The 18,773-nt window shown below is 59.9% G+C and carries 13 protein-coding genes; 1 reads left to right on the top strand and 12 read right to left on the bottom strand.

The genetic code is table 11. From position 1 onward, the window contains the following. Positions 1–204: 204 nt before the first annotated feature. The 6 genes from G1C97_RS08885 to G1C97_RS08860 all read right to left on the bottom strand — a co-directional run bounded on the left by G1C97_RS08885 (position 205) and on the right by G1C97_RS08860 (position 7,166). Positions 205–1,569, bottom strand: a complete 1,365-nt coding sequence (locus tag G1C97_RS08885) for a PFL family protein (RefSeq protein WP_169241466.1) — start codon at positions 1,567–1,569, stop codon at positions 205–207. A gap of 28 nt (positions 1,570–1,597) precedes the next feature. Then, the gene (locus tag G1C97_RS08880) at positions 1,598–1,870 is read right to left on the bottom strand and encodes an ACT domain-containing protein (RefSeq protein ID WP_100496840.1); all 273 of its coding nucleotides are present in this window, start codon (positions 1,868–1,870) and stop codon (positions 1,598–1,600) included. Between the two features lie 141 nt (positions 1,871–2,011). Continuing rightward, positions 2,012–3,511, bottom strand: coding sequence for an MFS transporter (locus G1C97_RS08875; protein ID WP_240951086.1), 1,500 nt, complete (start codon positions 3,509–3,511; stop codon positions 2,012–2,014). A gap of 281 nt (positions 3,512–3,792) precedes the next feature. After that, a complete protein-coding gene (galK, locus tag G1C97_RS08870) occupies positions 3,793–5,043 on the bottom strand; it encodes a galactokinase (protein ID WP_169241465.1) in 1,251 nt (416 codons plus the stop codon). A gap of 62 nt (positions 5,044–5,105) precedes the next feature. Then, complete coding sequence (galT, locus tag G1C97_RS08865) at positions 5,106–6,356, bottom strand: galactose-1-phosphate uridylyltransferase (protein ID WP_169241464.1); 1,251 nt, start codon at positions 6,354–6,356, stop codon at positions 5,106–5,108. 6 nt (positions 6,357–6,362) lie between these two features. Beyond that, a complete protein-coding gene (locus G1C97_RS08860; RefSeq protein WP_100496795.1) occupies positions 6,363–7,166 on the bottom strand; it encodes a DeoR/GlpR family DNA-binding transcription regulator in 804 nt (267 codons plus the stop codon). A 155-nt stretch (positions 7,167–7,321) separates the two neighbouring features. Here G1C97_RS08860 and G1C97_RS08855 point away from each other — a divergent pair, with 155 nt between their 5' ends. Continuing rightward, positions 7,322–8,470: a quinone-dependent dihydroorotate dehydrogenase gene (locus tag G1C97_RS08855; RefSeq protein ID WP_169241463.1), complete on the top strand. Its 1,149-nt coding sequence runs from the start codon at positions 7,322–7,324 to the stop codon at positions 8,468–8,470. A gap of 137 nt (positions 8,471–8,607) precedes the next feature. Here the strand turns inward: G1C97_RS08855 and G1C97_RS08850 are convergent, their stop codons facing one another. From G1C97_RS08850 to G1C97_RS08825, 6 genes are all read right to left on the bottom strand, one after another. Then, on the bottom strand, positions 8,608–10,047 hold the full coding sequence (locus G1C97_RS08850; RefSeq protein WP_205832588.1) for an NADH:flavin oxidoreductase/NADH oxidase: 1,440 nt from the start codon (positions 10,045–10,047) through the stop codon (positions 8,608–8,610). Positions 10,048–10,237: 190 nt separating this feature from the next. Next, positions 10,238–12,550 (bottom strand): transglycosylase domain-containing protein, encoded by a 2,313-nt coding sequence (locus G1C97_RS08845; protein WP_169241462.1) that lies wholly within the window; start codon positions 12,548–12,550, stop codon positions 10,238–10,240. A 151-nt stretch (positions 12,551–12,701) separates the two neighbouring features. After that, the gene (locus G1C97_RS08840; protein WP_169241461.1) at positions 12,702–13,421 is read right to left on the bottom strand and encodes a Crp/Fnr family transcriptional regulator; all 720 of its coding nucleotides are present in this window, start codon (positions 13,419–13,421) and stop codon (positions 12,702–12,704) included. Positions 13,422–13,470: 49 nt separating this feature from the next. Continuing rightward, entirely contained in the window at positions 13,471–14,646 is a 1,176-nt protein-coding gene (locus G1C97_RS08835) for a lipoate--protein ligase family protein (RefSeq protein ID WP_169241493.1), read from the bottom strand. Positions 14,647–14,966: 320 nt separating this feature from the next. Beyond that, the gene (locus tag G1C97_RS08830; protein WP_169241460.1) at positions 14,967–15,998 is read right to left on the bottom strand and encodes a 3-isopropylmalate dehydrogenase; all 1,032 of its coding nucleotides are present in this window, start codon (positions 15,996–15,998) and stop codon (positions 14,967–14,969) included. A 183-nt stretch (positions 15,999–16,181) separates the two neighbouring features. Beyond that, the gene (locus G1C97_RS08825; protein ID WP_169241459.1) at positions 16,182–18,743 is read right to left on the bottom strand and encodes a S9 family peptidase; all 2,562 of its coding nucleotides are present in this window, start codon (positions 18,741–18,743) and stop codon (positions 16,182–16,184) included. Positions 18,744–18,773: the final 30 nt, after the last annotated feature.

The following is an 18,773-nucleotide window of genomic DNA, read 5'->3' as shown; positions in this document are numbered from 1 at the left end:
TATCGCAACAGCACATCCCATGGTCCAACCGCATGATGAACGTGCACGCACCCCACCTCACACGAACATCGTTGTTACTTACCTTCTACGATACCATTTTTATACGGAAAGAACGTACGCTGCCGTTTGCTCAGCGTACGTTCTTCCGGATAAAGGGCGATAAAGTGCGGCGGGGCGACGAGACGCGACGAAAAGCAGGTCCCGTCAGTTCTTGAACGAGTGAATCGGCGCGGGGATGCGACCGCCACGGGTCACAAACGCCTCACACGAGGTCTGGTTGACCGGCATAATCGGCGCGTACCCCATCAGGCCGCCGAAGTTGGCCGTCTCTCCCACGCCCTTGCCGGCCACCGGAATCACGCGCACGGCGGTGGTCTTCTGATTGACCATGCCGATAGCCGCCTCGTCCGCGATAAGACCGGAAATGGTGGACGCCGAGGTGTCTCCCGGAATGGCGATCATGTCAAGGCCCACCGAGCATACGCAGGTCATGGCTTCGAGCTTTTCGATGGTCAGGCATCCGGAAGCGGCCGCATCGATCATGTTCTTGTCTTCGGAGACCGGGATGAACGCGCCGGACAGGCCGCCCACATACGAGGACGCCATAATGCCGCCCTTCTTGACCTGATCGTTGAGCATCGCCAGGGCCGCGGTGGTGCCGGGCGCGCCGACCTGTTCGAGACCGATCTTCTCCAACACCTCGCCCACCGAATCGCCGACGGCCGGAGTCGGAGCCAGCGACAGGTCGATGATGCCGAACGGAATGCCGAGACGCCGCGAGGCCTCCTGCGCCACCAACTGACCCACACGGGTGATTTTGAAGGCCGTGCGCTTGATGGTTTCGCACAGGAACTCGAAATCCTTGCCCTTCGCGGCATCGAGCGCGCGAGAGACCACGCCCGGGCCGGAAACGCCTACGTTGATCACGGCGTCGCCCTCGGTCACGCCGTGGAAACCGCCGGCCATGAACGGATTGTCGTCCGGCACGTTGCAGAACGCAACGAATTTCACACAACCGTAAGAGTCGTTGTCTGCGGTGCGCTCGGCGATGTCTTTGATGATGCGGCCGAGCAGTTCCACCGCGTTCATGTCGATGCCGGTTTTGGTGGAGCCGACGTTCACCGACGAGCAGACGATATCCGTCTCGGAAAGGGCCTGAGGCAAGGAGCGAATGAGCAGCTCCTCGGCCGGGGTCATGGCCTTGGAGACCAGCGCCGAATAGCCGCCGATCAGGTCCACGCCAACCTCTTTGGCCGCCTTGTCGAGCACGTGAGCGATTTTGACGAAGTCCTCGCTGGTCTTGCACGAACTTGCGCCGACCAGTGAGATCGGGGTGACGGTGATGCGCTTGTTGACGATCGGGATGCCGTAATCGTTTTCGATGGCTTGACCGGTGGAAACGAGGTCCTTGGCATACGTGGTGATCTTGCGGTAGATGTTCTCGCAGGTCACGTCAACGTCGTCCGCTGCGCAGTCGAGCAGCGAAATACCCATGGTGATGGTGCGTACGTCGAGCTTTTCCTGCTCGATCATCTGATTGGTCTCGTGGACCTCCATGATATTCAGCATGGTGTTTCCTTTCGCCAGCCCAGCAGCATCAAATTCTGTGCATCTTGGTGAAGATTTCCTCACGCTGGCAGCGGATGCGCACGCCGATGTCGTCGCCGAGATCCTCCAGGTTGCCGACCATCGCGGAGAATTCCTTGTCGGACTTCGAGTAGTCGACGATCATCATCATGTTGAAGAAGCCGTCGATAATGGTCTGCGAAATGTCAAGAACGTTGACGTGATGATTGGACAGGTAGGTGCAAACTCGTGCGATGATGCCGACGGTATCCTGGCCTACGACGGTGATGATGGCCTTGTTCATGGCGCTCCCTGATTGATGATGATCGGAAATGATTTCGAACATGCGTGAAAAAAACGGGTGTTCCCCAGTATAGGGGAACACCCGTTACGCCTGATGACTCATCTCATGACTCATCTCGACTGCGCAGGAAGAGCGCACAGGTCAGGCGGCCAGTTTCTCGATATCCACATGCACCGGGACCAGCTTCGGCTCGTCCTTATGTTCCTTAAGCAGGAAGGAGCATGCCAGAACGACGACGACCAGCGCCAAGCCGAACAGGTAGCCGTAACGGGAGCCGTCCACAAAACCTTGTGCGGGATTCGTGCCGCCCGCCGCCGTATAGTTCGTCTGTCCGAGGCCGAGCAGACAGGTGGCCACGGCGGTGGCGATGGCGCCGCAGACTTGCTGCATGGTGTTCATAATCGTGCTGCCGTCTGCCGCCATGTGGCCGGGCAGCGACTTGAGCGCCGCGGACTGCGAGGACTGCTGGATGAACGGGATGCCGATCATCACGATAATGTGCGCGACAAGGAACAGGGCGATCGGCGTGGAGACACCGATGGCGAAGAACAGCGCGCCGCCGATAACGGTCAGCACCGATCCGGCCCACACCAGCTTCTTCGCACCGTACCGGTCGAACAGCCGTCCTGCAGCCAGCGTGCACAGCGCATTGATCACGCCACCGGGCAGCATAAGCAGACCGGCGACAGTGGAGCTCAAGCCCATGCCGCGCTGCAGTTCCTGAGGCACCAAGTACATGAACGCCAACGTGCAGGAGAACGAGCAGCTGATCATAATGGCCGGCGTGCGGAACGCCGCAATGCCCAGTGCGCGCAAGTCAAGCAGCGGATCGGTGATATGCAGCTGACGGTATGCATAGCACGCGAGAACCAGCACGCCGACAACAAGCAGACCGATAACGGCCGGAGCGAAGCCCATGTCGCTGATCAGGCTCACACCGGCGACCAAACAGCCAAAGCCAATCGCCGAAGCCAAGATAGAAATCACATCGACGGTCGGACGGGTACGTTCGATAGGCGTCACGAAGAACAGCGCAGTGCACACGATTGCGATAACGGCGACCACGGCGAACAACGCGAAAATCGCACGCCATGACAACGCGCCGATGAGCGCGCCGGCGATGGTCGGGCCGATGACGGGCGCGAACATAATGACAAGACCTGCCACGCCATTGGCCGCACCGATCTTATGCAGCGGGAACACACGCATGATGGCCGTGTACATGGTGGGCAGCACGATGCCGGTGCTGACACCCTGCATGATACGGCCGGCCAGCAGAATCGGGAACGTGGGTGCAATGGTGCACACGACCGCACCGATCAGGAAGCAGACCAGCGAGAACAGCACCAGCGTCTTGGCCTTCACCCATTTGAGCATGAAGCCCACACACGGCAGCACCACGCCGATGGCCAGCATGTAGCCGACGACCATCCACTGCGCCGTACCGGACGAGATGCCGAAATCGGTCATCAGGTCGGGCAAGGTGATATTCATGGACGTTTCCGACAGCATGCCCAAGAACACACTGATGTACAGGCCGAGCATGACCTTGTGCGGATGGTCGAAATGCTTCGGCTGGTTTGCGACGAACGCGGAATCGTCGAGCTGGGTATTACGAATGGTTGCCTGTTTTTCGGACAACGGAATCCTCTTCTTATATCTCTTCGTTCGTTGCCGATGCGCAACGCACGCCACGCATGCCGCCGCGCACCGTTACCGTTCACGATGATCACGCGAACCCACGGTGTACGACTTCATTGGCGAGCGCCGAAAACCCCTAACGTCCGGGTCACATTCGGCAACAAAAAATCGCATGCCATCCGGCGAGCAATACGCCGGTTGGCATGCGATTATTCAAAACAGAACGTCACCGTAATACGTTTTTCATTTTTTCGTAAGTACGGCCGCGCGTGTCGCGGGGGTTAGGCCTCGCGACTGGCGCTCGGCGCTGCGACTGCGGCCAGCGCTCTCGGCGCGTGGAAGCCGCGCTTTTCGAATTCGTCGGCGATGGCCTGGGCGACTTCGTGGCTACGGCCCTTGTCCACCAAGGCGATGATGGAACCGCCGAAGCCGCCGCCGGTCATGCGAGCGCCGTAAGCGCCGTTGTGACGGGCCACATCCACAGCAACGTCGAGCTCAGGCACGGTGACCTCGTAGTCGGCGGCCAACGAGTCATGGGACGCGTTGAACAGACGACCTGCGGCTTCGATGTCGCCTTGGGCGAAGGCACGCACGAAGGAGCGCACGCGTTCGATTTCGGTGACCACGTGGCGCACACGCTTCTTCATGGTCTCATCCGGCAGAGCGTCCAGCGTCTCCTTCAGAGCCTGGAACGGATCATCAGCCTTGGCGATGCCGTCGGCGGTGACGCGCAGATTGGCCACACCGAGAATCTTGGCGGCCTGTTCGCAGGTGGCGCGGCGCTGGGCGTACTGACCGTCGTTGAGCTGGTGCGGTGCCTGGGTGTCCACCACGAGCAGTTCGAGACCGTACTTGTCCAGATCGAATTCCTGCTGGGAGACGTTCTCCAGCGGAGTCAATTCCGGACGGCAGTCGAGCAGCAGCGCATGTCCGGCGGTGCAACGCATGGAAGCGTTCTGGTCGAGGCCACCGGTGGAAGCGCCGGCCATCTCGTTCTCGGACTTGATGGCGGCATTGATCAGGGTCACACGGCCGGCATCGGAGTCACCGTAGCCAAGGCCGTACACGTCATCCAAGGCCAGCGCGGTGGAGCAGGTCATGGCGGCGGAGGAGCTCAGACCCGAGCCCAGCGGCACGCAGGAGACGAAGGCGGCGTCAAAGCCCTTGACCTTGTCGAAACCGGCTTCGCGCAACGCCCAGGCCACACCGGTCGGATAGGCGGCCCACCCGTCCACTCCACGGGCCTGAAGCTCGTACAGGTCGGCTTCGGCGACCTTGTCCGGAGCCACGTCGGAGACCACACGCACCTTGGTGTCCTCGCGCGGGGAAAGCGCGATGAACGTACGGTGCGGCAGAGCGATCGGCAGACACAGGCCGGCGTTGTAATCGGTGTGTTCGCCGATAAGGTTCACACGGCCCGGAGCGGCCCATACGCCTTCCGGCTCGACGCCATACGTCTTGGAGAACAGGGTCTTGGCCTGCTCCACGCCGGCCTCATGCGAAATCGGTTCGATGAATTCAACAGCAGTCATTGGTGTTTTGTCTTTCTTGGTTTGATGCGCACGATTGGATGCTTGATGCACGTGGCAGTCAATCAGTCGGCGATGTCGATATCGCCGAGCTCATGGAAGCGCTTGGCGATGAGTTCAGGCGTGGTATCGGAAATCCAGGCGGCCATACCGGATTCGGAGCCGGCCAGATACTTGATCTTGTTGGCTGCGCGGCGGAACGAGAAGAACTGCAGGTTCAGGCGGTAGTTCTCGCGGCGCTTGTCGTGGATCGGGGCCTGATGCCATGCGGCGATGTACGGCAGGTCCATGCCTTTGCCGTCGCCCTTGTCGAAGAAGGCGTTGCCGCGCTTCAGAAGATGCGAGTACATGGAGGCGAGATCCCAGCGCTCTTCGTCGTTGAGCTCATCGATGGTGAGTACGTCGCGCACCGGAGCCACGTGAACCTCAAGAGGCCAACGGGCAGCGGCCGGCACGTAAGCCACCCACGAATGGTTGCGCATCACGACGCGTTCCTTGGCTTCAAGCTCGGCGTTCATGATGTCCTTCAAAAGGTTGCCGCCGGTCTTCTCATGGTAGGCCTCGGTGTGCTGCAGTTCCTTCTCCATCTTCGGAGCGATGAACGGATAGCAGTAGACCTGACCGTGCGGGTGGGCCAGCGAAACACCGATCTCCTGACCGTGATTCTCGAACGGGAAGATCTGCTCGATGCCGTCCATCTTGGAAATTTCGGCAGTGCGGAATGCCCAAGCCTCCACTACGGTACGCAGACGAGACACCGGCAGGTCGGCCGGCAGACCGTTCTCGTCCGGATCGAAGCAGATTACTTCGCAACGTCCGGCAGCCATCTTCTTCTCCCACAGCGGGTTGCCGTCAACGTAGGTCACGTCCTCGGAACGGCCCGGTACACGCACCATCGAGGGGAAACGGTTCTCGAACACCACGACGTTGTAATCAGTGTCCGGCACTTCGCCGTCCTGATACGGGTCTCCCGGCTTGCGGGCGGCCAGCGGGTTGCCCTTGGCGGTGGCACCGGGACCTGCGGTGATCGGACGATTCATGCGGGCGGTCGCCATCGGAATCCAGTCGCCGGTGAGCGGATCGCGACGCATTTCGGGGGCCGCGTACGGCACTTCCTCGCCAGCCGCGTTCAGCTGATTGCTGAAGCGATACGGCAGCGGGCGCGGATCCTTGAGCTCGCGGGTCTTGGCGCCGGAGACATACTCCGGATCATCATCCAAGTAGAAGAAGTCACGACCGTCGGCAAGCGTCGTCGGCGTGATGCGAATATGCTCCTTCGCGTACTCCCCCGGGGTGTAATTGGCGAAATCAGCCATGGGTGATCACTCACTTTCCTCTATGGTCTCGCTCTGATGCGCCAGAACGAGTTCCTTTACCAAATCCTTGGTTTTGGCGGCGGAGTCAGGGTCGAGACCGTCGTCGGTAATGACCGTGTCCACCTGGTCGAAGCGCGCGAACAATGACAGCGATGTGCAGCTCCACTTGGTGTGATCGGTCAAAACTATGGTTCGATCGGCGATGCTCATCATCGCCATATCGGTTGCGGCTTCCAGCGAGTTCGGCATCAGGAAGCCACGGGGAATCGACACGGAATGCGTGCCGAGGAACACAGTGTTCACGCGCAACGAGGCTACGACCTTGTCCGCGATCGGACCGACCAGCGAATTCGATCGGGTGATTACACCACCGGTGACGATCACCTCGACGTCTTTCGATTCGAGGGCCTGCACCAGTTCGGCCACGGGGATCGAGTTGGTGAGAATGGTGATGCCGCTGGACTGCTGCGATTCAAGCAGGTGCTGGGCAAAGACGTACGCCGTGGTGCCGCCGCCGATGGCGATCACATCTCCGGGTGCCACGTATTTGACAGCTTCTTGGGCGATGGCGTCTTTCAGCCCGATATCCATTTGGGATTTCACGGAAAACAGCGGCTCACTGAGCAAGGTGCTGGTGGTCACGGCGCCACCATGGACGCGCTTCAACAAACCCTTGTCTGCAAGCTCGGCGATATCGCGGCGGATGGTCATCGCTGACACACCCAGCTCCTTCGATAGCGCGGTGATGCGCACGGCACCACGTGTGCGCAGCCTGCTCAATATAAGGTGCTGACGTTGTGACGAAATCATGTGAACATTATCGCACACAAAAGCTCAAGAACCAAACCGACCTGAGCGTTTTGAGGACAACACCCCGTATTTTTTCTCCCAATACACGATCTTTCGACCCAAAACCGCGCAAAATCGCACATTTGCGGAATGCAAAACGTGAGACAATAGTGGTCATGACTTACGTTTCACAAAGCTTCTGGCATGACGCCGTCAATAAGGCGACCACCGATCTGTTCACCTTCGGCTACAAGCACATCATCAAGCCCAACTTCGTGTTCAATCACCGTCCCGACGAGGCGCACGACCAGATGATCCAGTTCTGCAGCGCGGTCAAGCACATGCCCCCGCTGCTGTGGGCGGAGCGCACGATGCTCAACTACACCGACCCCGTACTGGAGACGCAGGTGATGGGCGTCGACTTCACCAATCCGTTCGGCCTGTCCGCAGGCCTCGACAAGAACTGCGAGATGCCGGTGCTGCTCGACAACGCCGGTTTCGGCTTTGAGACCGTAGGCTCCACCACATCGCGCCCCTGCCCGGGCAACCCCAAGCCTTGGTTCCATCGTCTCCCCGAATACGATTCGATGATGGTGCACGTGGGACTGGCCAACATCGGTTCGGACAAGGTGATCGAACGCGCCGAGCAGGCATGGACGCAAGCCCGGCAGATGCAGGTATCCGTATCGATCGCACGCACCAATGACGCGCAATGCGGCGATCTGGAGGAAGGCATCGAGGATTACTGCATCTCCATGCGCCGCGCCGCAGGACGCACGGCGATGGTGGAAGTGAACGTCTCCTGCCCGAATACGCACGTCGGCGAACCGTTCACCGCCTCACCGGAAGCGTTGGACCGTCTGTTCACCGCGTTGGATCAGATCGATCGCCCGCAGCCTACGCTGGTCAAAATGCCGCTGAACAAGCCATGGGCTGAGTATAAGGAACTGCTGGATGTTCTGGCCGAACACCATGTGCAGGGCCTGTCCATCGCCAATCTGCAGAAGGACCGCACCGGCTTGGAGATTCCGCGCGATTGGGAAGGCGGACTGTCCGGAGGCCCCTGCTATCGCGCCAGCAACGATCTGATCCGCAAGGTCTACCGCGAATACGGCGACCGGTTCGCCATCGCCGGCATCGGAGGCGTCTTCACCCCCGAGCAGGCTTACGCCAAGATTCGCTCCGGCTCCAGCTTGGTGATGTTCATCAGTTCCCTGATGTATCGCGGACCGCAGCAGATCACCGTATTGAAGCGCGGCCTGGCAGAGCTGCTCAAGCGCGACGGCTTCGATCACGTGGCCGATGCCGTCGGCGTGGATGCCTGAGCATAATTAGGCATCGCGGTCCCGGACCGATTAACGAATGGTGCCGTGAGGCGGGAGACCCCAAACGCTCTCCCGCCTCACGGCACCATCGGTATCAGGCATAGTCGGTATCAGGCACCATCAACTCAGCGCATCGATCAGTACGCACCACGCACATACTGCGGCGCGTATGGCGCTTCGGACGAAGGCACCCCGAGCTTGTTGGCGGCACGCAACGGCCAATACGGGTCACGCAACGCGGCGCGACCGATTTCGACCACATCCGCCTCACCACGGGACAGGATCTTGGCCGCCTGCTTCGACTTGGTGATCAATCCCACCGCACTGACCGGCACATCGGCCTTGATCTTGATCTGCTCGGCGAATGGCACCTGATAGTTCGGCTTTACCGGCACGGATACGCCGGAGACCATGCCACCGGTGGACACGTCCACCAGATCGACGCCATGCTCCTTGAGCATCCGGGCCAGTACGATCGTCTGGTCAAGATCCCAGCCGCCCGCAGCCCAATCGGTAGCGGACACACGCACCAGCACCGGCACGGCGTCGCCGACCGTGCCACGCACGGCATCCACCACTTCCATGAGGAAACGGGAGCGTCCAGTCAGATCGCCACCATACTCATCGTCGCGTTCGTTGATCAGGGGATCGAGGAACTGGGAAATCAGGTATCCATGAGCTGCATGAATCTCAACAGCCTGGAATCCGGCAGCCATCGCACGGCCGGCTGCGGCGGCGAACGCACCGACCAAACCATGAATCTCATCCACCGACAATGCACGAGGCTTGTTCAGCGCACCGAACGGAATATCGGACGGTGCCACGGTCGGCCACCCACCCGCCTCCTGCGGCACGCTCTGTCCTTCATAGCCCACGGCGAAGCAGCCGGTGGAGGCCTTGCGACCGGCATGATTGAGCTGCACGGCCGCCACCGCACCCGCTTCGCGAATGCCATCGACGATCCAACGCCACGAATCGATCTGTCCGTCTTCCCACAGGCCCAGATCGCAGGGGGAGATGCGCCCCTCCGGCGCTACGGCCGTCGCCTCGGCAATCACCATGCCGAAACCGCCAAACGCGCGGGACACATAATGCTGGTAATGGAAAGGCGTCGGACGTCCGTCGCGGGCGTATGCCGAATACGTACACATCGGCGGCAGCCAGATGCGGTTACGCACCGTCACTCCGCGCATCGCAATCGGAGTAAACAGTCCCGGACGGTCCTTTTTCGCGGATGTATCTTTCTTGTTCATGGTGCTCCCTACGGTCTCGCCGTGCCTTTCCTGACTGTTGCTGGAATCATTGCCGGATACGTCGTTGCGGCTGGCGTGCTCGTCGCTGCCGCGTTTGCCGGCTTTCCCGGATTTCGCTTTAGTTTTATCCTTGGTTTTGGCCTTATCCCCACCCTTGGCCTTCTCTTTGCGATCATGCTTGCCCTTGCCTGAAGCGCCGGCCAACGTAACCGCCTTCAGATCAGGAACGTCGAATCCTCGGAAATCGAAATTTCCGTGACTCAAATCCTCGCCGGATGTCGTCTCGTCGTTGTCACGAGTGATTGCATTGTCGTTGTCGGCCATATGTTATGTTTCCCCTTCCAACACATGTGCATAGACGTACCTTGCCGTATTCAACCACATCGGTCCGGTATGGGCATACCATGTCCTCCGCCTCGATGCGCCCTTCATATTGTAAAACGGGCGTCACCTGAAACCAGGTAACGCCCGTCAACTACGTAACTTCAGCAATGCCTACCGATCGGTCATGCCGTCAGTTGTTGCCCTCGCGGTTGGTGTTCGCGTCGGACTGATTGTTGTTCGACTGGCTGTTGTTGTTAGTGGTATTCGACTGGTTATTGTTGTTGGTATTGCTGTTGTTGTTGGTCGACGTATTGGGCACGCTGAACGTACGGCCGCCAATGCCCAGATACTTGCCGCTGGTGGTGTACTTCGAAACCGGCTGACCGTAGCTGTTGTCGATCGGCAGCTGCTTGGCGTCGGCATAGGCGTTGAGGAACTTCGTTACCGCAGGCGAAGCGATCGTCGAACCATCCCAGTAGCTGTTGTACACGCCGTTGATGGCAATGTTGGCGATCGGGTGGGTGTACGGGTTCTGAGCGTCGCCGACCACTGCGAACGTGGCGATCTGATTGGGGATGAACGAACCTGCCGTCACCGCCAGATCACCGCTCGTACCGGTTTTACCGAACGACTTGCGTCCATTGCTGAGCTGGAAGGTACCACCGGCACCGTCCGATCTGGTCACACCTTGGTTCATGGTGTAAGCCAGCGTCTGGATGATGTCCTTGTCCACCGCCTGATGGCAGTTCGCGGAAGGCACCTTGAGCTCGTTGCCGTCCTTGTCGGTCACCTTATTGATGGCGATCGGGTTGCACTGCACACCGTTGGAGGCGTAGACCGCGAAGATGCTGGCCATCGTCAACGGCGAAACGTTCACCGAACCGATCAGCATGGACGGCGTGTATACGCTGGTCTTCTCGATGGTTTCTCCGGTGGCCGCATCATGGTAGCCCACTTCGGTGGCCGTGTCCGCGATCTTGCAGAGCTTCAGAATCGAACCCATGGAGGCCTGCGTCGTGTTATGCGAGCGAACCAGACCCAAGAACGGGCTTTCCGGGTTTACCGTACCGGTGCCCAAGGCGTTCGATACGCTCCAGGAATCGGCACCACCGGTGTAGTTGTCGCAGGCGAAGTCCGTGGTGGGATAGAGCGTGGTGGTCTGCAGGTTGTCGTTGATGGAGTGCCCCGCCTCCATCCACGCGATCAAGTTGATCGGCTTCCACGATGAACCGATGGTCCATCCGGAGCCGCCGCCATCCACCAGATCCACGGCGTAGTTCTGGCTGGACTTGGTGGCATCGTTGGCTGCCTCAGGGGTGGCGTCGTAGTAACGGTTCAAGCCGAAGCCCAATACCTCGCCGGTACCGGGTTTCACCGAAGCCATGGCGATTTCCATGCCGCTGGAATCGGCCGGGTCAACCGTGGCGCGGGCGGTTTCCATCATCTGCTTGTTCGTCTCCACGTCAAGCGTGGTGACGATCTTCAGACCGCCTTCCTGCAGCAGCTTGTTACGCTCGGCGCGGGTGGCGCCGAATTCCTCGGAATTCTGGATACGGTGCACCACGAAGTCGCAGAAGAAGGCGTAATCGCCGGCATCCTGGCAACCGACGTTCACATCCTGCACCTTCAGTGTATCCACCAGAGGCGTGTTCACGGCCTCGTCATACTGGGCCTTGGTGATGAACTCCTGATCGTACATGAGTTTGAGCACGATGTTGCGCTGCTCTTCGGCTGCTTTCTGATTCTCTTCGACCAGCGGATCGTAATGCGTCGGGTTCTTGGTGATGGCCGCGATGGTGGCGGACTGCACCACGTTGAGGTCGGCGGCGGATACGCTGAAGTAGCGCTGTGCCGCGGTCTCCACACCATATAGGTTGGAGCCGAACTGTGCGATGTTCAGGTATCCCTGCAGAATCTCCGCCTTGGAGTACTTCTTCTCCATCTGCACGGAGATCAGCATCTCACGAATCTTACGGGCGATCGTGTCTTCGGTGGCATGGTACTGGGCGATCGGATCGTCATCTTCGATGGCCTGCATCAGCAATACGTTCTTGACATACTGCTGGGTCAGGGAGGAGCCGCCTTGGGTATCTCCCTTGACCAAATAAGTCTGCACGAACGCACGCATCACGCCCTGCACATCCACACCGGCATGGGTCCAGAAGCGGCGGTCCTCGCGCGCCACCACAGCCTGCTGCATGGTTTTGGAAATCTTCTTAAGCGGCACCACGATACGGTTCTGGTTATAGAACGTAGCGACCACCGTGGAGGCGTCGTTCGCATACATGGTGGATTTCTGCGGCAGACTGGTCACATCGAAGTCCACGTTCTCCACTTTCAGAGACGGGATCACCGCCTTGGCGGCCTTGTTGGCGCTGATGACGCCAGGCAGGAACAGCACGCTGGCGACCACGCCGCCGCAGACGGCGAGCATGATGTAGGCCAGAAGGAGAACAAACACACGACGGACTGTGAGGGACTTCTTTTTGGGCATGCGCCCCATTCTAAATGGGGTGCCCTACCAACACCGGTTCAGATGAACCTGTGCGGACAATCATCACAAGAACCGCACCAGCCTAAAACTCGCTGAAAGGTAACCGAAAGCCGGTTTTCGATGGTCTCCGGTGGTATCGGCGCCACCGACGGCATCGACGCTATCGGCGCGAGCGCCGGATCAGCATACCGGGTTGGAAGATAACGATCGAACGGCCGTCGCGCGCAATCCATCCACGGTTCGAGAAGTCCATCAACGCCTTGTTGACGGTTTCTCGGCTGGAGCCCACAAGCTGCGCCAACTCCTCCTGCGTCAGATCATGCGGCACTTTCAGACCCTCTTCCACAGGCTCGCCGAAGCGTGATCCCAAGTTGAGCAGCGTTTTGGCCAGACGTGCCGGCACGTCCATGAATACCAGATCGGAGATGCGTTCATTGTTGGCGCGTTGACGGTTTGCCATCACCTGCAGCATGTCAATGGCCACGCGCGGATGCTCGTCCAGCCAAGCGAACAGGGCATCACGCTCCAACCATGCGACGTGGGTGCCGTTGCTCATGGCCACAGCGGACGCGGTACGCGGACCGCCGTTCGGATCGAACACCGGTATTTCGCCAAGCACCTCGCCCGAGGCGTGGATGGATAGCAGCTGCACGCGGTTGTCCGCGGAGGTGCGGATCAGCTTGACTCGTCCGCGCTCCAACAGATACATGCGGTGGTCGGTGGCACCTTCGGAAAAGATGTATTCGCCTTTGTCGAATGAAGCACGATGAAGATGCGGCAGTAGCTCCTCGGCTTCAGCCGGAGAAACCTGCTTGAACAGCGCCGTATGCAGCAGGATGTTCTCCTCGTCGGCAAACGCATTGGGCGTATCCAAGCTCATCAGCACCATCCTTGTCCCTGAAAAGGCCGTCCTCAGCCTCAGCTATCCGTCATATTGTAACGCGGCTTGTCTGCGCCCCAAACCATCCAATCAGATGATTGATGATTTCCTCACGGGCCATTCCGGTCTGGCTGCGCAACGGATCGACTCGTTTAACCGCTGATTTGACGGCTTTGTCGGACATTTTCTCCCGACTGGTGTTGAGCACCGTCGCCATGGTTGCGGCGTCGATGTCGTACGCCATCGTCACATGGTGCAGCACCGAGCCTGATCCTAAGTCTGGATTGAGGCCCGAGACCGAAGCTATGGAATGGCTGGCGCTGCCCGTATCCACGTACGTGGCACGTTGATCATCTCGCGGAGCCGGGAATCGGCGCTGTGCCGCTCCCCCGATTTTGCCGTATTGCGAGGCGATGTCATTCAATCCGGTGAACCGCACGTCCAAAGACAAATCGCGCAACGCCTCGACCAGCCACCAATCACACAACCGATAGGATTCCTCGATACCGACGCCCCGTACGAACTCCAGCGGCGCATACAGGGAATAGGTAATGGTATTGCCCGGTTCTATGAACATCGCGCCGCCGCCGGTGCAACGGCGCACCACATCAAAGCCGAGACGCTCGGCTACGTCCAGATTGACCTCGTCCGGCGCGGATTGGAATCGGCCGATCACCACGGCCGGGCCGGCCCACTCCCAGATGCGCAACGTAGGTCCACGCTGTCCGCAAGCGACTTCGCGGGCCCATGTTTCATCAAGTTCCATCTGTTGGCCCGGCGAGCGCGGCACATCGTGGACGACCGTAAGGTTGTGCGTAAACTGTTCCCAACGTGCTGCATAGTCGACGGCATCGTGTCTTTCGCGATCACTGTGCCTTTCTGAAGCATCGTGATTTCCCGAGGCATGGCCGGCTGCCGCAACGGCATTCCGTTGACTATCATCATTGCCCACCGCCCGAGCATATGCGGTTTCGATGGCGGCGGCATCGGTGCCGACCAGGCTCACAGTCGGATGCATGTCCATCACCGATTGCACCGGCCGGCCGGAGACCAGAGCCGTCTCGACGCCGCGCAGCAACGCGTCCGCTTGCGCATTGGTCGGCGCGTCCGCAAAGAAATCTCCGCTGAGACGGCAGAACCGGACCGTCCCTTCTCCGTCAAACGTCACCTCCGCGGCCACCAGTTTGCCGCCCGGCACCTTATATTCCCCACGACTCGTTGTCATCATCCCCTCACCATAGCAGCGACACCATTGCCACCCTCTCTCCCCTCTTCTCCCTTCCCCTCCCTTCTCCCCTCTTTCGCCTCTCCCCTCCCGCGAAAATGTACCGCTACGACCGTCGTAACGAGTCATTTTCGCAAAGGGGTATGAAGGAGACAACACGCGAAGGTGCATGAAGGGGACAACACACATACGGGGCAGACAAAATGCCGTATTCCCAGTTGAGCCGAGCTGGGAATACGGCATTTCTACGGAGAAGCGAACGAACACGGGTTATTGGTGACGGTCGACGCCACCCTGCCGAATCCGTTCTCCCGCAACGATCACATACGGTTCAGAATGTCCTGACCGACCTGATCGGTGGAACGGACGGTGGAGCCGAGCTCCTCGATGTCCGCTTCGACAGCCTGGTGAATCTTCTTGGCCGCATCGTCGAAACCGAGATGTTCCAGCAGCATTGCGGCGGAGAGGATTGCGGCGGTCGGGTTGGCCTTGTTCTGACCGGCGATGTCCGGTGCGGAGCCGTGGATCGGCTCGAACATGGACGGGTATTCGTCGGAGGCATTGATGCAGCCGGAGGCGGAGTAACCCACGCCGCCGACCACGGCACCGGCCTCATCGGTGATGATGTCGCCGAAGAGGTTGTCCGTCAGGATCACGTCAAAACGAGACGGATCGGAGACCAGGAAGATGGTCGTCGCGTCGATGTGCAGGTAGTCGTGGGAGACCTCCGGGTATTCCTCAGCGACCTCGTCCACAATGCGCTGCCACATGTCACCGGCGTTGACGAGCACGTTCTTCTTGTGCACCAAGGTCACGTGCTTCTTGCGCTTCATGGCCAGCTTGAATGCGTAACGCACCACGCGCTCCACACCGTATGCGGTGTTGATGGAGACCTCGGTGGCCACTTCGTTCGGAGTACCGCGACGGACTGCACCGCCGGCACCGCAGTAGAGGCCTTCGGTGCCTTCGCGCACCACCACGAAGTCGATGTCGCCCGGATTGGCGAGCGGGGACGTGACGCCCTTGTACAGCTTGGAGGGGCGCAGGTTCACGTACTGGTCAAGATCGAAGCGAAGCTTCAGGAGCAGACCGCGCTCCAGAATGCCGGCCTTGATGCGTGGATCGCCCACGGCACCGAGCAGAATCGCATCGTTGCGCTTGATACGCTCCTCCTCATCTTCGGGCAGGATCGCACCGTCGCGCAGATAACGCTCGGCACCCAGATCGAAATGCTCGTACTCGAAATCGGCCACGCCTTCAGCGGCCTTTTCCAAAGCCTTTTGTGCCCAGGGCGTGACTTCCTTGCCAATGCCGTCGCCGGGAATCACGGCGATTTTATATGTCTTTGCCATAGCATCAGGAGCCTAGTCGGCCCACCACGCGCCGGGAATATTCCGCTCAGCACGTGGACATGCACATATGCCATGACAACTCGTATGGCGTTTCGTATGGCGTTCAGTTTGCCACGTCGACCAGCCAATCACGCCCGAATCAACGCGGCAAACCAACGCAACCTCTTCAGCAAACGGCCACGCCTAGCGCGTGATATGCATCACCGCCATGCACCAAGCGTTTTCATAGGAGACTTCCTCCCACTGCTTGTAACGCCCGGAAATACCGCCATGACCAGCTTCGACCTCGATTTTCGCCACCGCGTCCACACCGGCGGACTGCAGGCGCGCCAGCCATTTCAACGGCTCGACATACAGCACGCGCGTATCGTTCATCGAGGTGGTGATGAAGATCTTCGGGAAATGGGCTGCCAGAGTCGGCACCCCTTCAGTACTGTCCACATCAGTACCGCCCACGTTCTCACCGGCCGCCTCTGCACCGGCATCGGCCCCCGACGGCGCGTTCTCATACGGCGTATACGATTTCATATATCGGTACACATCGGGGTCATGCAGCGGGTCTCCCCACTCGTCCCATTCGGTGACGGTCAACGGCAAATCCGGGTCGAGAATCGAGGTCAGCGCATCCACGAACGGCACATCGGCCTCAATGCCCGCATAGCATTCGGGAGCCATATTGGCCACCGCGCCCATCAGCAGGCCACCGGCCGATCCGCCATTGGCCACAGTGCGGCGGGGGTCTGCCAGACGTGCACGCTGCAGCGCACACGTGGCGTCCACGAAGTCCTCGAACGAATGCTTCTTGTTGAGTCGACGCCCCTGCTCATACCAAGCACGTCCCATCTCACCACCGCCGCGGATATGCGGCACGGCATACAGCACGCCACGATCGAGCATGCTCAGTCTGGAGACCGAGAAACCAGGGTCGGAAGAGATTTCGTAGGCACCGTAGCCGGTGATGAACATCGGCGCATCCTGTGCCGGACAGTCACGGTGCCATACCAGAGACACGGGGATGCGTTCACCGTCGCGCGCGGTGATCCACACGCGACGTTCCATATAGTCGCGCGGATCGAATCCGCCGAGCACAGTGGCCCGCTTGAGCAGCGTATCCTGTCCGGTGGCGGGGTCGATTTCATGCAGCTCACCGGGACGCGTGTAGCTGGAGAACGAGTACCGCATGCGTGGGGCATCGTACGAAGGATTGCCGCCGGTGCCGATGCTGTACAGTCGCCGGGTTTCGCCGGGCAGATGGTCATCGCTTGCCCCGTCGGACGATGAGGTGTGGTCCACGGCGCCGGCTCCGTTCACATCAGACGCAGATGCCTCGGGTACCTTGGCGTCCTCGGTCCACAACCATTCACCATGATCGCCGGTCTCATCGTCTCGTTCGGCGGCCACCATATCCCAATCATTGTCCAAAGGCGGCGGCAGCAGCTCACGGAACCGCCACGGACGGCCGGCCAAGAAATCGGCGGCTGCGGCGTCCTTGGGCATATATGCCACATGCGGCTGGCCGTCGGACCGGTAGCTCAGCGTCACGAAATGACGATGCAAGGCGATCCCTTCGATGCCCAGACCGTGGGCACCTTCCAGAATCGCCGGATTGACGGGATTGTAATACGCCTCGGTAATCGGCTTATCAATCTCGCCGTGCTCACAACCATACGGCGAACCCGCCGCCACGCACACGCCTTCTCCCAAACGGTATGGGGGCTCATGCCGACGCATATCGATCACGTCGATTTCAAAGTTCGGATTATTGGCGTTGTGGTACACCACGGCGAGCGGAATGTCGGAGCCATCTTCTCCCGCGCCTTCAAAACATGCGAAGCTCACATCGTATTCGACGCCGTCCTGACGCGGAATGAAGGCGGAGAACTCCCCTTCCGGCGTGGCAGTCGGCAGCATCAGCACCTCGGTGGTGGTTTTGGAGCCCGTACCGATCACAATGTTGCGCTCATCGAAGCTGATGCCCACACCGGCCCAGAATCGTTCGTCGGCCTCTCGATACACACACACGTCCGATTCGACCGAAGTACCCACCCGATGACGCCAGATGGCGAACGGACGCCAGGAATCATCGATTTCCACCCAGAACACCCACTGGCCGTCCGGGGTGAAGCATGCCCCGCCGATGCCGTTGAACTGTTCAGGCAACTCCACTGGCGAACCGTCCTCGTTACGAGCGGCAAGGTCGCGAATGCGGTAATCGTAGCGTTCGTCACCGCTGACATCCACACCGTAGAGCATCCAACGTCCGTCACGGCTCAAATCGATGCCGCCGAGTCGGAAGAAATCATGGCCTTCCGCTTCTGCGTTCGCGTCGAACACCACTTGTTCACCGGGCATGGAGCCAGGCTCGCCTTTGGGGTCCACTTCAGGCGGATCCCAATCGTCTTCGCCGCGCACCGGCATGCGACACTGCACACCGTACTGTTTGCCCTGCTGGGTGCGAGTGAAATACCAGTAATCGTTGATGCGTGTGGGCACGGACATGTCCGTCTCCTCCACGTGCGATTTCAGCTCTTCAAACAGTGTGCTGCGGAATCCCGCCAGATGTACCATACGCTGTTCGCAGTAGCGGTTCTGTGCCGCCACATAGTCGCGTACCTCTGGCGATTCCTTGTCGCGCATCCATTCGTAGTCGTCGAAGAACACATCCCCGTGAAACTCTCGACGTTTCGGCTCGCGCTTGGCATAAGGCGGCATCGCGGCCGCCGCGTTGTTGTTCGGCTCAGTCATAACAGGCGATTATAGGCCCGCCCCGAAACG

Source organism: Bifidobacterium olomucense, from assembly GCF_012932375.1.
In the GTDB taxonomy this organism is placed as follows: Bacteria; Actinomycetota; Actinomycetes; order Actinomycetales; family Bifidobacteriaceae; genus Bifidobacterium; species Bifidobacterium olomucense.
This window is presented reverse-complemented; position numbering and strand designations above follow the sequence as displayed.

Excerpts from the sequence above, each read along its gene's own strand:
- G1C97_RS08885 (WP_169241466.1), bottom strand. The coding sequence starts at position 1,569 with ATGCTGAATATCATGGAGGTCCACGAGACCAATCAGATGATCGAGCAG.
- G1C97_RS08825 (WP_169241459.1), bottom strand. The coding sequence starts at position 18,743 with ATGACTGAGCCGAACAACAACGCGGCGGCCGCGATGCCGCCTTATGCC.
- G1C97_RS08845 (WP_169241462.1), bottom strand. The coding sequence starts at position 12,550 with ATGGGGCGCATGCCCAAAAAGAAGTCCCTCACAGTCCGTCGTGTGTTT.
- G1C97_RS08860 (WP_100496795.1), bottom strand. The coding sequence starts at position 7,166 with ATGATTTCGTCACAACGTCAGCACCTTATATTGAGCAGGCTGCGCACA.
- galT (WP_169241464.1), bottom strand. The coding sequence starts at position 6,356 with ATGGCTGATTTCGCCAATTACACCCCGGGGGAGTACGCGAAGGAGCAT.
- G1C97_RS08830 (WP_169241460.1), bottom strand. The coding sequence starts at position 15,998 with ATGGCAAAGACATATAAAATCGCCGTGATTCCCGGCGACGGCATTGGC.
- G1C97_RS08855 (WP_169241463.1), top strand. The coding sequence starts at position 7,322 with ATGACTTACGTTTCACAAAGCTTCTGGCATGACGCCGTCAATAAGGCG.
- G1C97_RS08880 (WP_100496840.1), bottom strand. The coding sequence starts at position 1,870 with ATGAACAAGGCCATCATCACCGTCGTAGGCCAGGATACCGTCGGCATC.
- G1C97_RS08850 (WP_205832588.1), bottom strand. The coding sequence starts at position 10,047 with ATGGCCGACAACGACAATGCAATCACTCGTGACAACGACGAGACGACA.
- G1C97_RS08840 (WP_169241461.1), bottom strand. The coding sequence starts at position 13,421 with ATGAGCTTGGATACGCCCAATGCGTTTGCCGACGAGGAGAACATCCTG.
- galK (WP_169241465.1), bottom strand. The coding sequence starts at position 5,043 with ATGACTGCTGTTGAATTCATCGAACCGATTTCGCATGAGGCCGGCGTG.
- G1C97_RS08835 (WP_169241493.1), bottom strand. The coding sequence starts at position 14,646 with ATGACAACGAGTCGTGGGGAATATAAGGTGCCGGGCGGCAAACTGGTG.